Here is a 13,781-nt window from a genome sequence, read left to right as displayed (position 1 = left end):
ATGAACGGGTCGTCCCCGGCGAGCGCGTCGGGACCGCCGACGTCGGGATCGGGCCGGCTGCCCGGCGCCCGGTCGGCCACGAAGTCGGGCACGTCATACCCGACCCAGCGCCGCTGGTCCGCGTCCCACCACACGTATTTCTTGCGTTCGCTCCACGGCTTGCCGTCCGGGTCGGCCGACGCGCGGTTGTAGAGGATTCTTCGGTCGGCGGGCCACGCCCAGCCCCACTCGTGCTGGCTCGGCGAGTCACCGCCGCGCGGGACGCGGCGGGCGGCCTGGTTGGTGGCGTTCGCGTAGACGCCCGTGTAGATCCAGCAACCGGCGGCGGTCGACCCGTCGGCGCGCAACTCGGTGTACGACGACAGCGGCGCGCGGTCGGCGGTGTGATACCCGTTGATCTCGGCCAATACGGCTTCGCCGTCGGGCTCGCCGTGCTCGTCGGTCGGGTAGTCCCACGTCAGGTCCAGCAGGGGCCGGTCGCGCTCGTCGGTCGACCCGGCCAACCGCTGCCTGATCCGCCTGCCGAGTTCGAAGAAGAACTGCAACTCGCTCTGACACTGGCCCGGCGGCTCGACGGCCTTGTGGCGCCACTGCACCAGGCGCTGGGTCTGGGTGAACGATCCGGCCTTCTCCACGTGCGTGGCGGCGGGCAGGAAGAACACCTCGGTCTCGATGTCCTCCGTTTTCAGTTCGCCCGAAGCGATTTCGGGCCCGTCCTTCCACCAGGTGGCCGACTCGATGAGGTTGAGGTCGCGCACCACCAGCCACTTGAGGTGGGACATGCCCATCCGCTGCATCCGGCCGTGCGCCGACCCGACCGCGGGGTTCTGGCCGAGCAGGAAGTAGCCCTCCACCTCGTCGGCCAGCATGCCCATCACGGTCTGGTAGGTGCCGTGCGGCCCGGACAGCCGCGGCAGGTAGTCGTAGGCCCAGTCGTTGTCCTTGGTGGCCGCCTCCCCCCACCACGCCTTGAGCAGGCTGATCGCATAGGTGTCGGAGTTGGCCCAGAACCCCTTCTGCTTCTTCGATCCCACCGCGTGGAGATAGTCGGCCAGGGTGTCGTGCATGCCGGCCTTGGGCATGGGCAGGTAGCCGGGCAGCAGGTTGAACAGCGTCGGGATGTCCGTGGAGCCCTGGATGGTGGCGTGGCCGCGCAGCGCCATGATGCCGCTGCCCGGCCGGCCCACGTTGCCCAGCAGGAGCTGCAGAATGGTTGCGGTGCGGATGAATTGGGCGCCGAGGGTGTGCTGCGTCCACCCGACGGCGTAGGCGAAGCAGGTGGTGCGCTCGCGCCCGGAGTTCTCGACGATGGAGTGCGCGAGGTAGTCGAAATCCGCGCGGCTGATGCCACAGACGTCGGTGACCATCTCCGGGGTGTAGCGGGCGTAGTGGCGCTTGAGGATCTGGAAGACCGTGCGCGGGTGCTGCAGGGTTTCGTCCCGCTTCACCCGGGCGTGCGCGAGCGGCGGGCCGCCGCTGCCGTGCTCGTCGCCCGCCGCGCTCGGTGACGCGGTGGCACCGTGCGTGTGGTCGCCGCCGGCGGACTCGATCTGGCCGTTGCTCTCCTGCTCGTACGCCCACGTCGAGGTGTCGTACTGCCCGGTCTCGGGGTCGAAGCCGGAGAACAGGCCGTTCAAATCCTCGGTGTCCCTGAACTTTTCGTTGATCAACGTGGCGGCGTTGGTGTAGGCGACCACGTACTCCTTGAACCACAGATCATTACCGAGGATGTGGTTGATCAACGCGCCGAGCAGCACCACGTCCGAACCGGCCCGGATCGGGATGTGTTTGTCCGACACCGCCGAGGTGCGGGTGAAGCGCGGGTCCACGTGAATCACCCGCGCGCCGCGGGCCCGGGCCTCCTCGACCCACTGGAAACCCACCGGGTGGCACTCGGCCATGTTGGAGCCCTGGATGACGATGCAATCGGCGTTCGCCATGTCCTGCAGTGTTTGGGTGGCGCCGCCGCGCCCGAAGGAGGCTCCCAGACCGGGAACCGTGGCGGAGTGTCAAATGCGAGCTTGGTTCTCGATCTGAATGGCGCCCGCGGCGGTGAAGAGCTTCTTGATGAGGTAGTTCTCTTCGTTGTCCAGCGTCGCCCCGCCCAGCGCGGCGATGCCCATGGTGCGGCGCAACAGGTTGCCCTTCTTGTCGATGTCCTGCCAGGTGTGGCGGCGGGACTCGACGAACCGGTCGGCGATCATGTCGATCGCGGTGTCCAGCTCGAGGGGCTGCCATTCGGTCGCCCGGGGGGCGCGGTAGAGCACCTGTAGCTGCCGGCCGGGCGAGTTCACCAGCTGTTCACTGGCAGCACCCTTGGGGCACAGGCGGCCTCGCGAGATCGGCGAGTCCGGGTCGCCCTCGATCTGGACCACCCGTTCGTCCTTGACGTAGACCCGCTGCCCGCAACCGACCGCGCAATAGGGGCAGATGCTCTGCACCACGCGGTCGGCCGTCGTCGTGCGCGGCGTGACGGCGCGGGTGCGCTTCGAGGTCACGGCCGAGCCGCGGCCGAGCTTGTCGCCCGAACGCAGCTGACGTACGACGGGCCACTCGAGGAAAAGCTTCCGCATGTCTTTTTTCGGGGCCATGAACACCACCCTAGTGCGCGGCGCCGAAACCCCGCTCGGTTCACCGCACCACGATCGTGTGCTCGCCGCGCGGCACCAGCTCACCGATCACCGGGGCGCCCGGTATCTCACCGGCGACCAGCAGGCCGCCCGAGGTCTGCGCGTCGGCGAGCAACAGGGCGTCGGACTCCCCGACCGCGGACAGGTCGGCGTGCGGGGCCACCCAGTCGAGGTTGCGGCGCGTGCCCCCGCTGACGTAGCCGGCCGCCAGCGCCTCCCGGGCCCCCTCCAGGTAGGGCACCGCCGCCGCGTCGACGATCGCTGTGACGCCGCTGGCCCGCGCCAGCTTGTGCAGATGACCGAGCAGCCCGAAACCGGTGATGTCGGTTGCGCATTCGGCGCCGGCGGCCAGCGCGGCGGCGGCCGCCTCGGCGTTGAGGGTGGTCATCACCCGGATGGCCTGCTCGAAGCGCTCCCCGGTGGCCTTGTGCCTGCTGTTGAGCACGCCGACGCCGAGCGGTTTGGTCAGCGACAGCGGCAGCCCGGGCTTCCCGGAGTCGTTGCGCAGCAACCGGTTCGGGTCCGCGATCCCGGTGACGGCCAGCCCGTATTTGGGTTCCGGGTCGTCGACGCTGTGCCCGCCGGCGAGGTGGCAGCCGGCCAGGCCGCAGACGTCCAGGCCGCCGCGCAGCGTCTCGGCCGCCAGTTCGAACGGCAGCACGTCGCGCGGCCAGCCCAGCAGGTTCACCGCCACCACCGGGCGCCCGCCCATCGCGTAGACGTCGGACAGCGCGTTGGTGGCCGCGATGCGCCCCCAGTCGTAGGCGTCGTCGACCACCGGGGTGAAGAAGTCCGTCGTCGCGATCAGCGCCGTGCCGTCGGCGATCCGCACCGCGGCGGCGTCGTCGCCGTGCTCCAGCCCGACCAGCAGCTCGCCGACCGGGTCGCGCGGCGCGCTCACCCCCAGCCCGCGGACCACCTCCTCGAGCTCGCCGGGCGGGATCTTGCACGCGCAGCCGCCACCGTGGGCGTACTGAGTCAGCCGGTAGGTCACGGGATACATAATTGTCGGCATGGTCCGAGGAGGCGTGTCCGGTCTGGTGACCGGCGCGGTCTTCAAAACCGTCGAACGGCAGACGCTGCCGCTGGCGGGTTCGATTCCCGTCCGCCTCCGCCATACTCTTTCAAGCCCGACATGACCGACCCGCGCCGGCGGGTGCCGGGGACCGATACGCTGCTCGCCGATCCGCGCCTGGTCGAGGCCCAGCGGGTGCTGGGGCGGGCGCTGGTGAAGTCGGTGATCGCCGACGCGCAGCGGCGGGCGCGCGCCGGGGAGATCGAGCCCGAGCGTGTCGCCGAGCATGCCCTCGGCGCGCTGCCCAGCACCGCGTCGAGCCTGCGGCCCGTGATCAACGCCACCGGCGTCGTCGTGCACACCAACCTGGGGCGCGCGCCGCTGTCGCGGGCCGCCGTCGACGCCGTGGTCGCCGCCGCGGGCACCACCGACGTCGAGCTGGACCTGGCGACGGGCCGCCGCGGCCGCCGCGGCCGGGGCGCGCTGGCGGCGCTGGCCCGCGCGGTACCCCTCGCCGGTGGGGTGCACGTCGTCAACAACAACGCGGCCGCGCTGCTGCTGACGGCCCTCACGCTCGCTGGGGGCTGGTCGGGGGGCAAGGAGATCGTGCTCAGCCGCGGCGAGCTGGTCGAGATCGGCGACGGGTTCCGCATCCCCGAGCTGCTGGCCTCCACCGGATCGCGGCTGCGCGAGGTCGGCACCACGAACCGCACCAGCCTGCGCGACTACACCGAGGCGATCGGGCCGCAGACCGGTTTCGTCCTGAAGGTCCACCCGTCGAACTTCCACGTCACCGGGTTCACCTCGGCGGTGAGCGTCGCGGAGTTGTCCCGACTGGGCGTCCCCCTCGTCGTCGACATCGGGTCCGGGCTGCTGGCCCCGCACCCCCTGCTGCCCGACGAGCCCGACGCCACGACGGCCCTGCGCGACGGCGCCGACCTGGTCACCGCGAGCGGCGACAAACTGCTCGGCGGCCCCCAGGCGGGCCTGCTGCTGGGCGACGCCGAGCTCATCGAACGGCTGCGCCGCCACCCGGCCGCGCGCGCCCTGCGAGTGGACAAGCTCACCCTGGCCGCGCTGGAAGCGACCCTGACGGGGCCGCCGACGCCGGTGGCCGAAGCGCTGGTCGCCGACGTGGCGGGGCTGCGCGCCCGTGCGGAGTCGCTGGCGGCCGCGCTGCCGGGCGCGCAGGCGGTGGACTGCGTCGCGGCCGTCGGCGGCGGGGGGGCGCCGGACGTCCGGCTGCCCAGCGCCGCCGTGAGCCTGCCGGAGCCCTACGCCGCCGCGCTGCGCGCGGCCAGCCCGCCGGTCGTCGGCCGCCTCGAGGCCGGCCGGTGCCTGCTCGACCTGCGCACCGTGGCGCCCGAGGACGACGCGCTGCTGGCGGCGGCGGTGCTCGCATGTTCGTCATAGCCACCGCCGGGCATGTCGACCACGGCAAATCCACCCTGCTGCACCGGCTCACCGGCATGTGGCCGGACCGGCTGGCCGAGGAGCGGCGCCGGGGCCTGACCATCGACCTCGGTTTCGCGTGGACCGAGCTCGGCGGCCGACAGCTGGCGTTCGTCGACGTCCCCGGGCACGAGCGGTTCGTGGCCAACATGCTGGCGGGGGTGGGGACCGTCCCTGCGGTGTTGTTCGTCGTCGCCGCGACCGAGGGCTGGATGCCGCAATCCGACGAACACCTCGCGGCGCTGGACGCGCTCGGGGTCCGGCACGGGCTGGTGGTGATCAGCAAGGCCGACCTCGCCGATCCCGGCCCGGCCATCGAGCAGGCGCGGGAACGGTTCGCCGCCACCTCGCTGGCCGGGGTCCCCGTCGCGATCGGGACCGACCTGGAGCGGGTGCGCGCGGAGCTGCTGGCGCTGACCGACCGGCTGCCGGCTCCGGACCCGGACGCCGACGTGCGGCTGTGGGTCGATCGGAGCTTCACCGTCCGGGGCGCGGGCACCGTGGTGACCGGGACGCTGGCGGCCGGGACGATCCGGGTGGGCGACGAGCTGGAGCACGCCGGCCGGCGCGTCACGGTGCGCGGGCTGCAGTCGCTGGGCCGCGACCAGCCGGCCGCCGGCCCGGTGGCGCGCGTCGCGCTCAACCTGCGCGGCGTGGACCGCCAGCACATCGGCCGCGGCGACACCGTTCGGACGCCGGGCGTGTGGTTGCAGACGGCGGAGATCGACGTCGCCCTGCGGTCGGCGGACGCGCTGCACCGCCAGCTGGTGCTGCACGTCGGGTCCGCGGCCGTGCCGGTGCAGGTGCGCCCGCTGGGCGAGGCGGCGGCCCGGCTGCGGCTGGCGCGGTCGCTGCCGCTGCGGGTCGGCGACGTGGGACTGCTGCACGATCCCGGCGAGCACCGGATCGCGGCGGGTGTCGAGGTGCTCGACGTCCGGCCGCCGGCGCTGCGCCGCCGCGGCGCCGCCCGGGATCGGGCCGCCGAGCTCGCCACCGGGCGGGTGCGCCCGCCCGACTGCGCCCGGGCGGCCGACCTGAGGGCGATGGGGCTGCCGCTCGCCGGGCTGCGGGTCGGGGATTGGGTGGTGGATCCCCGGTGGTGGGCCGGCCGGCGCGAGCGCGCGACCGCGGCGGTGCGGCGCTGGGCCGACGACCACGACGTCGCGGCGGGGATGCCGCTGGAGACAGTGCGGCAGCGGGCCGGGCTGCCCGCCGCCGAACTGCTGCCGCCGCTGCTCGAGGGCACCGGCCTTCAGGTCGCCGACGGGCTGGTCCGCGCGCCGGGCGCCGGCCTGCCGGCCCGCGTCGACAAGGCGGTGCGCACCATCGAGGAGTGGCTGGCCGCCGAGCCGTTCCGGGCACCGGAGGCCGACGAACTGGCCGAGCTCAAGCTGGGTTCCCGGGAGCTGGCCGCGGCGGTGCGCGCCGGGCGGCTGACCCGGATCGCCGACGGCGTCGTCCTGGGATCCGGCGCGCTGGACCGGGCGGCCAGCGTCCTCGCGGCGCTGCCACAGCCGTTCACGGTCAGCGACGCGCGCCGGGCGCTGGGCACCACCCGGCGGGTCGCCGTGCCGTTGCTCGAGCAGCTCGACGTCCGGCGCGTCACCCGGCGGGCCGCCGACGGCACCCGGGTGCTGGTCTCGCCTACAGGCGGTCCTTGACCGCCGCCGACAACCGGGCCCCGTCGGCCTTGCCGGCCGCGATCGCGGTGGCCGCCTTCATCACCATCCCCATCTGCTTCATGCTCGGACGCTCGCCGATCTCCTCGGCGACCTGGGCGATGGCGGTGTCGTCGGCGTCGGCCAGTTCGGCCTCGGTGAGCGGCGTCGGCAAATACTCGTCGATGATGCGCGCCTCGGCGTGCTCGTTGGCGGCCAACTCCCCGCGGCCGTTCTGCGTGTAGATCTCCGCCGACTCGGCACGCTTACGGGACTCCCGGGCCAGCACCTTGATCACCTCGTCGTCGGAGAGGTCTTTGGCCTGCTTGCCGGACACCTCCTCGGTTTGGATCGCGGCGAGCAGGAGGCGCAGGGTCGCCGTGCGCAGCTTGTCCTTGCTCTTCATCGCATCGGTCAGGTCGGCCCGCAGCCGGGATTTGAGTTCCGCCATGCCGAGAACGCTACGCGCCGGCGGCCTGGCCATGATTGAGAAATGCCCGGACCACCGACAGGATGGAGCCCATGACGAACGACGGGCCCGCTCGCAGACGCCGCGGAACACGTTGAGCGCGCCGCCCCCTGGCTATCCGGTTGGCCCGCCACCGGGCTACGGCCCACCACCGGGGTATGGCCCACCCCCGGGATACGGACCCCCACCCGGCTACGGCCCACCACCGGGTTACCGGCCACCGGCCTACGGGCAACCCTTGGGTTACGGCCCACCACCGGGTTACGGGCCACCCCTGGGTTACGGCCCACCACCGGGGTATGGACCGCCACCGGGTTACGGCCCCCCACCGGGGTATGGGCCCCCGCCGCCGTGGCAATCCGGGCCGGGTGTTCCGGCGGCGGTCAAACCCGGCATCATCCCGTTGCGGCCGCTCACCCTGGGCGACATCTTCAACGGCGCGGTCGGCTACGTCCGCGCCAACCCGAAAGCCACCCTGGGACTGACCACCATCGTGGTGGTGGTCATCCAGATCGTCACGAAACTGGCCGTCTACGGGCCGTTGGCGGCCTACGGCAGGCTGAGCACCGACCACGCCAAGGAGCTGACCAGCGGGGTCATCGGCGCCTGGTTGACGTCGATGGGCGCCGGTGTCCTGGTCGCCTGGCTGGGCGGCATGCTGCTGTCCGGGATGCTCACCGTCATCGTCGGGCGGGCGGTGTTCGGCTCGCCGATCACCATCGGCGAGACGTGGGCCAGGATCCGCGGGCGCCTGGTGCCGTTGTTCGGTCTCGCCCTGCTGGAAGGCGCCGCCCTGGCGGTCGTCGCCGGACTGGTGATCGTGATCGTCGCGGTGCTGGCGGCCATCGGCAACGGCGCGGCGGCGGTCATCCTGGGCGTGCCGCTGGTGCTGGCCGTGATCGCCTTGCTGGTGTACCTGTACACGGTGGTGCTGTTTGCGCCCGTGCTGATCGTGCTGGAGCGGCTGCCCGTCCTGGACGCCATCACCCGATCGTTCGCCTTGGTGCGCAACGGCTTCTGGCGCGTGCTGGGCATCCGGCTGCTGTCGCTGCTGGTGACCTCCGTTGTCGCGGGCGCGGTCTCGGTGCCGTTCGAGATCGCCAGCAAGTTCTTCCCGGTCAGCACGTCCACCGCGGCCTTCCTGGTCAGCACCGCGGTCGCGTCGGTGGGCGCCGCGATCGGCGAGATCATCACCGCGCCGTTCAACGCCGGGGTGATCGCCCTGCTCTACACCGATCGCCGGATGCGCGCCGAGGCATTCGATCTGGTGCTGCAGACCGGCGCCGCGGGCGGGCAGTATGCGGCCGAGTCCACCGATAACCTGTGGCTGACGCGACCGGTCTGAGGACGAGCTGACCGTGCCCTCCATCGACATCGACCGCGATGCCGCACACCAGGCCGCCCAGGACGAGCTCAACAAGCCGATCTACTCCAAGGGCTCGGCCACCGAGCAGGTCGCCGAATGGCTCAACGAGACGATTTACCGGCTGCTGCAGAAGACCGCGTCGCTGCCCGGCGGATGGCTCACGGCGACAGTGCTTTTCGTCATGCTCGGGATCGCACTGGTGGCCGCCATCCACATCGCGCGGCGCACCATGCGCACCAACCGCGGCGGCGACTACCAGCTCTTCGAAGCCGCGCAGCTCACCGCCGCCCAGCACCGCGCGACGGCCGAAGGCTATGCGGCGCAAGGGGACTGGGCCGCCGCGATTCGGCACCGGCTGCGCGCGGTGGCCCGCCAGCTGGAGGAGACCGGCGTGCTGAACCCGGCGCCCGGCCGCACCGCCAACGAGCTGGCCTCCGACGCGGGCGCCGCTTTGCCCCACCTCGCCGGCGAACTTTCGCAGGCCGCAACGGCTTTCAACGACGTCACCTACGGCGAGCGACCGGGGACACCGAGCGCATACCGGATGATCGCCGACCTCGACGACCACCTGCGGTCCCGCTCGGCGGCCGTCGCCGCGGGGCCGGGGCAATCCGCCCCGGCCGACTCGTGGGCCCAGGTGCGGTGATGGCGACCGCCGGGCGCCCCGAAACCGCGACGCCGGTACGGCGCTCGCGATCCTGGCGCTGGGTGATCCTCGCCCTGATCGTGCTCGCCGTGGTCGCCGGGGTCGATGCCTACCTGACGGCGCCACGGCCGGGCGCGCGCATGGATCCGGCCTCGACCGGCCCCGACGGCGCCCGCGCGCTGGTGGCGCTGCTGCGCGGGGGTGGCGTCGACGTCGTGGTCGCCGACAGCATCGCCGGGGTCGAGCGGGCGGCGCGCCCCGACGCGCTGATCCTGGTGGCGCAGAGCCAATACCTGACCGAGCCGCTGCTGGACCGGCTTTCGAAGGCGCCGGGCGACCTGCTGCTGGTGGAACCGACGGCGCGCACCCGCGAGGCGCTGATGCCGGGCGTGCGGGTCTCGGCGGCGGCCGACGCCTTCGACACCGATCCGGATTGCACTCTGCGCGAGGCGACGCGGGCCGGGCCGGTGCGGTTCGGGCCCGGCGACACCTACCGCGCCACCGACGGGCGGCCGATGACCCGCTGCTACGGCGGGGCGCTGATCCGCTTCCGCGAGGGCGGGCGGACCGTCACGGTGGTCGGCAGCACCGACTTCTTGACCAACGGCGCCCTGCTGCAGGCGGGCAACGCCGCCCTGGCGATGAACCTCGCGGGTGCCCGGCCCCGGCTCGTCTGGTACGCACCCCACAGCGTCGAGGGCGAATCGTCGCCCCCCGGTTCGGTTTCCGACCTGATCCCGCAGAACGTGACGTGGATCGTCGTGCAGCTGTGCCTGGTCGTCCTGCTGGTCGCGCTGTGGCGGGGCCGCCGTCCCGGGCCGCTGGTCGCCGAGGAGCTGCCCGTCGTGGTGCGCGCGTCGGAGACCGTCGAGGGTCGCGGCCGGCTCTACCGTTCCCGCCGCGCGCGCGACCGCGCCGCCGCGGCGCTGCGCACAGCCACATTGCAGCGGCTGCTCCCTCGGCTCGGCCTGAGCGCCGGCGCGCCGGCGCCCGCGGTGGCGACCGCGGTGGCCGGCCGCAGCGGCGCCGATCCGGCGTTCGTGTCCTACCAGCTGTTCGGCCCACCCCCGGCGACCGACCACGACCTGCTACAACTTGCCCGTGCGCTCGACGACATCGAAAGGCAGGTCACCCGCACGTGACACAGACCCCTTCCCCCGCCCAGACCCCCACCGCTGAATCGGCACGAGACGCGCTGCTGGCGTTGCGCACCGAGCTCGCCAAGGCCGTCGTCGGGCAGGAGGGGGTGATCAGCGGGCTGGTGATCGCGCTGCTGTGCCGCGGCCACGTGCTGTTGGAAGGCGTTCCGGGAGTGGCGAAGACGCTGCTGGTGCGCGCGCTTGCCGCCGCGCTGCGGCTGGAGTTCAAGCGGGTGCAGTTCACCCCGGACCTGATGCCCGGCGACGTCACGGGTTCGCTCGTGTACGACGCGCGCACGGCCGCCTTCGCGTTCCGGCCCGGCCCGGTGTTCACCAACCTGCTGCTGGCCGACGAGATCAACCGGACCCCACCGAAAACGCAGGCCGCGCTGCTCGAGGCGATGGAAGAGCGTCAGGTCAGCGTGGAAGGCGTGGCCCAGCCCCTGCCCGACCCGTTTATCGTCGCCGCCACCCAGAACCCCATCGAATACGAGGGCACCTACCAGCTGCCCGAAGCGCAGCTGGACCGATTCCTGCTCAAACTGAATGTGACTCTGCCGCCGCGGGATTCGGAGATCGCCATCCTCGGCCGGCACGCCCACGGCTTCGATCCCCGCGACCTCTCGGCGATCAATCCGGTGGCCGGACCCGCCGAACTGGCGGCCGGGCGTGACGCCGTGGGCCACGTGCTGGTCGCCGACGAGGTCTTGGGCTACATCGTCGACATCGCCGGGGCCACCCGCTCCTCGCCCGCGCTGCAGCTGGGCGTCTCCCCCCGGGGGGCGACCGCGCTGCTGGCCACGGCCCGGTCCTGGGCCTGGCTGTCCGGGCGCAACTACGTCACCCCCGATGACGTGAAGGCCATGGCCCGGCCCACGCTGCGGCACCGGGTGATGCTGCGCCCCGAGGCCGAACTCGAAGGCGCCACACCCGACGGTGTGCTCGACGGGATTCTGGCGTCGGTTCCGGTGCCCCGATAGCGGTTGCGCCGGCGACGATGCAGAGCGCGAAGCGATGAGGAGGAGCGGCGCCTATGACACTGACCGGACGCACCGGGCTGGTCGCGCTGTTGTGCGTCCTGCCCATCGCGCTGTCTCCTTCGCCCGCAGGGACTTTCGTCCTTCTGTTGGTCGCGTTGGCGCTCGTGGTGGCCGTGGACGCCGGGCTGGCGGCCAGCCCGCGCAAGTTGCGTTACACCCGCTCCCCGGATCGCTCCGCCCGGCTCGCGCAGCAGGTGGACGTCGGGCTGCTCATCCACAACGACGGCCGGCGCAGGTTCCGCGGCCAGGTCCGCGACGCCTGGCCGCCCAGCGCCGGCGCGCGGCCGCGCATCCATCCCGTGAACATCCCCGCCGGCCAACACCAGCACGTCCAATCCCGGCTGCGGCCGGTCCGCCGTGGCGAGCAGCGCGCCGCGATGGTCACCGCCCGGTCCATCGGCCCGCTGGGGCTGGCGGGGCGGCAGGGGTCGCAAGCGGTGCCGGGCCTGCTCCGGGTGCTGCCGCCGTTCCTGTCCCGCAAACACCTGCCGGCCCGGCTGGCCAAACTCCGCGAGATCGACGGGCTACTGCCGACCCTGATCCGCGGCCAGGGGACCGAATTCGATTCGCTACGCGAATATGTCGTCGGTGACGACGTGCGGTCGATCGACTGGCGGGCCACCGCGCGGCGCGCGGATGTCGTGGTCCGCACCTGGCGGCCCGAACGCGACCGGCGGGTGGTGATCGTGCTCGACACGGGACGCACCTCGGCGGGCCGCGTCGGCGTCGACCCGACCGCCTCCGACCCGGCCGGCTGGCCGCGGCTGGACTGGTCGATGGATGCCGCGCTGCTGCTGGCGGCGCTCGCGTCGCGGGCCGGCGACCACGTCGACTTCCTGGCCCACGACCGGGTCAGCCGGGCCGGTGTGTTCGGCGCATCGCGCACCGAACTGCTCGCCCAGCTGGTCGAGGCGATGGCGCCGTTGCAACCGGCGCTGCTCGAACCCGACTGGACCGCAATGGTTTCGGCGATCGCCCGACGTGCCCGCCGACGGTCCCTGGTGGTGTTGCTGACCGATCTCAACGCGACCGCGCTCGACGAGGGATTGCTGCCCGTGCTGCCGCAGTTGTCGGCCAAACATCACCTGATGGTGGCCGCCGTCGCCGACCCGCGGGTGGACCACATGGCCGCCGGGCGTTCGGATCCGGCCGCCGTCTACGACGCGGCCGCTGCCGAACGATCCCGCAACGACCGCCGGGCGATCGCCACCCGGCTGCGCCACGGCGGGGTGGAGGTCGTCGACGCCCCGCCCACCGAATTGGCGCCCGCCCTGGCCGACCGCTACCTGGCGATGAAGGCCACCGGCCGGCTCTGACCGCTCATCCGGTGGGGACCACGTCGGGCGCGTCTTCGATGTCGCCGGTCTCACCGGCCTTCGCCGCGCGGCGGCCGAAATGCACGATGTAGGACAGGAATGCCGCCTCGGCGATGACCCCGATGCCGACCCGAACGAACGTCGGCAGCGGCGAGGGCGTCACCAACGCCTCGATCAACCCCGAGACCAACAGCACGGCCACCAGTCCGATCGCGACCGACACGACGGCCCGGCCCTGTTCGGCGAGCACCTGTCCGCGGGGCCGGTCGCCGGGTGCGATCACCGACCAGCCCAGCCGCATCCCCGCCCCCCCGGCCAGGAAGACCGCCGTCAGCTCCAGCAGCCCGTGCGGGGCGAGCAGCCCGAGCAGCACACCGCCCTTGCCCGCCTGAAACATCAGCCCGGAGATCAGCCCGAGGTTGGCGGCGTTCTGAAACAGCACGATGGGAATCGGCAGGCCGAGTAGGACCGACATCGCGATGCACTGCGCGGCGACCCAGGAATTGTTGATCCAGATCTGCAGCGCGAAGGCCAACGCCGGATGTTCGCTGTAGTAGGAGGCGACGTCGTGGTTCACCAATTGCTCGATGTCGCTTGGCGTTCCGGCGGCCGACTGCACCTCGGGGTTGCCGATGACCCATAGCGCCATGACCACCACCACGGCGAAGAACGCCACCGCCGTGCCCAGCCACCACCGCCACGAGCGGTAGGCGACCACCGGGAATGACACCGTCCAGAACCGGGCGAACGTACTGCTCAACGGCGCGTGGGCGCCGGTCACCACGGAGCGGGCCCGCGCGACCAGGCTGGAGAGCCGACCGATCAGCACCGAATCCGACGACGCCGAGCGCAGCGTCGAGAGGTGGGTGGACACCCGCTGGTAGAGCTCGACGAGCTCGTCGACCTCGGCGCCGGTCAGCGAGCGACGCCGTCCGACCAGCCGGTCGAGGCGGTCCCAGGTACCGCGATGGGCCAGCACGAATGCGTCGACGTCCACCCTGCGCAGCCTAATCGCCCTGTACCGTTCGGTGTTATGTCGGAGGTGGTCAC

General features: G+C 72.5%; 11 protein-coding genes and 1 tRNA gene. 8 read left to right on the top strand and 4 right to left on the bottom strand.

What is annotated here, in order from left to right:
- Both fdh and selD read right to left on the bottom strand, forming a co-directional pair.
- Positions 1–2,573: formate dehydrogenase (gene fdh, locus A9X04_RS23100; RefSeq protein WP_231985801.1), on the bottom strand; the 2,573-nt coding region annotated here is incomplete at its 3' end.
- Positions 2,574–2,631: 58 nt separating this feature from the next.
- A complete protein-coding gene (selD, locus tag A9X04_RS23090) occupies positions 2,632–3,633 on the bottom strand; it encodes a selenide, water dikinase SelD (RefSeq protein ID WP_369804499.1) in 1,002 nt (333 codons plus the stop codon).
- Positions 3,634–3,652: 19 nt separating this feature from the next.
- On the opposite strand from selD, the gene A9X04_RS23085 reads away from it, so the two are divergent.
- The 3 genes from A9X04_RS23085 (at position 3,653) to A9X04_RS23075 (ending at position 6,758) form a co-directional block, all read left to right on the top strand.
- Positions 3,653–3,747, top strand: a tRNA-Sec gene (locus A9X04_RS23085).
- Positions 3,748–3,765: 18 nt separating this feature from the next.
- Positions 3,766–5,058: an L-seryl-tRNA(Sec) selenium transferase gene (selA, locus tag A9X04_RS23080; protein ID WP_067925517.1), complete on the top strand. Its 1,293-nt coding sequence runs from the start codon at positions 3,766–3,768 to the stop codon at positions 5,056–5,058.
- On the top strand, positions 5,046–6,758 hold the full coding sequence (locus A9X04_RS23075) for a selenocysteine-specific translation elongation factor (RefSeq protein WP_067925514.1): 1,713 nt from the start codon (positions 5,046–5,048) through the stop codon (positions 6,756–6,758). Before selA ends, A9X04_RS23075 begins: the two co-directional genes overlap by 13 nt.
- On the opposite strand, the gene A9X04_RS23070 is transcribed toward A9X04_RS23075, so the two are convergent.
- Entirely contained in the window at positions 6,742–7,206 is a 465-nt protein-coding gene (locus tag A9X04_RS23070) for a GatB/YqeY domain-containing protein (protein WP_067925511.1), read from the bottom strand. The genes A9X04_RS23075 and A9X04_RS23070 overlap by 17 nt on opposite strands.
- On the opposite strand from A9X04_RS23070, the gene A9X04_RS23065 reads away from it, so the two are divergent.
- The 5 genes from A9X04_RS23065 to A9X04_RS23045 are packed head-to-tail and all read left to right on the top strand — an operon-like array spanning position 7,205 to position 12,731.
- Positions 7,205–8,569: a hypothetical protein gene (locus A9X04_RS23065; RefSeq protein ID WP_197509332.1), complete on the top strand. Its 1,365-nt coding sequence runs from the start codon at positions 7,205–7,207 to the stop codon at positions 8,567–8,569. The two genes, A9X04_RS23070 and A9X04_RS23065, sit on opposite strands and share 2 nt — an antisense overlap.
- 13 nt (positions 8,570–8,582) lie before the next feature.
- The gene (locus A9X04_RS23060; RefSeq protein WP_067925505.1) at positions 8,583–9,236 is read left to right on the top strand and encodes a DUF4129 domain-containing protein; all 654 of its coding nucleotides are present in this window, start codon (positions 8,583–8,585) and stop codon (positions 9,234–9,236) included.
- Entirely contained in the window at positions 9,236–10,378 is a 1,143-nt protein-coding gene (locus A9X04_RS23055; RefSeq protein WP_067925502.1) for a DUF4350 domain-containing protein, read from the top strand. Before A9X04_RS23060 ends, A9X04_RS23055 begins: the two co-directional genes overlap by 1 nt.
- Entirely contained in the window at positions 10,375–11,355 is a 981-nt protein-coding gene (locus tag A9X04_RS23050; protein ID WP_067925499.1) for a MoxR family ATPase, read from the top strand. The genes A9X04_RS23055 and A9X04_RS23050 overlap by 4 nt, the downstream gene beginning before the upstream one ends.
- Before the next feature lie 53 nt (positions 11,356–11,408).
- The gene (locus A9X04_RS23045; RefSeq protein WP_067925495.1) at positions 11,409–12,731 is read left to right on the top strand and encodes a DUF58 domain-containing protein; all 1,323 of its coding nucleotides are present in this window, start codon (positions 11,409–11,411) and stop codon (positions 12,729–12,731) included.
- A 4-nt stretch (positions 12,732–12,735) separates the two neighbouring features.
- On the opposite strand, the gene A9X04_RS23040 is transcribed toward A9X04_RS23045, so the two are convergent.
- Positions 12,736–13,728 (bottom strand): stage II sporulation protein M, encoded by a 993-nt coding sequence (locus A9X04_RS23040; protein ID WP_067925492.1) that lies wholly within the window; start codon positions 13,726–13,728, stop codon positions 12,736–12,738.
- Positions 13,729–13,781 lie beyond the last annotated feature (53 nt).

The organism is Mycobacterium sp. E3247 (genome assembly GCF_001667785.1).
Taxonomy (GTDB): domain Bacteria; phylum Actinomycetota; class Actinomycetes; order Mycobacteriales; family Mycobacteriaceae; genus Mycobacterium.
This window is presented reverse-complemented; position numbering and strand designations above follow the sequence as displayed.

What these genes read in the sequence shown, in the direction of transcription:
- selD (WP_369804499.1), bottom strand. Translation starts at nt 3,633, where the DNA reads ATGTATCCCGTGACCTACCGGCTGACTCAGTACGCCCACGGTGGCGGC.
- selA (WP_067925517.1), top strand. Translation starts at nt 3,766, where the DNA reads ATGACCGACCCGCGCCGGCGGGTGCCGGGGACCGATACGCTGCTCGCC.
- A9X04_RS23075 (WP_067925514.1), top strand. Translation starts at nt 5,046, where the DNA reads ATGTTCGTCATAGCCACCGCCGGGCATGTCGACCACGGCAAATCCACC.
- A9X04_RS23065 (WP_197509332.1), top strand. Translation starts at nt 7,205, where the DNA reads ATGCCGAGAACGCTACGCGCCGGCGGCCTGGCCATGATTGAGAAATGC.
- A9X04_RS23070 (WP_067925511.1), bottom strand. Translation starts at nt 7,206, where the DNA reads ATGGCGGAACTCAAATCCCGGCTGCGGGCCGACCTGACCGATGCGATG.
- A9X04_RS23055 (WP_067925502.1), top strand. Translation starts at nt 9,236, where the DNA reads ATGGCGACCGCCGGGCGCCCCGAAACCGCGACGCCGGTACGGCGCTCG.
- A9X04_RS23045 (WP_067925495.1), top strand. Translation starts at nt 11,409, where the DNA reads ATGACACTGACCGGACGCACCGGGCTGGTCGCGCTGTTGTGCGTCCTG.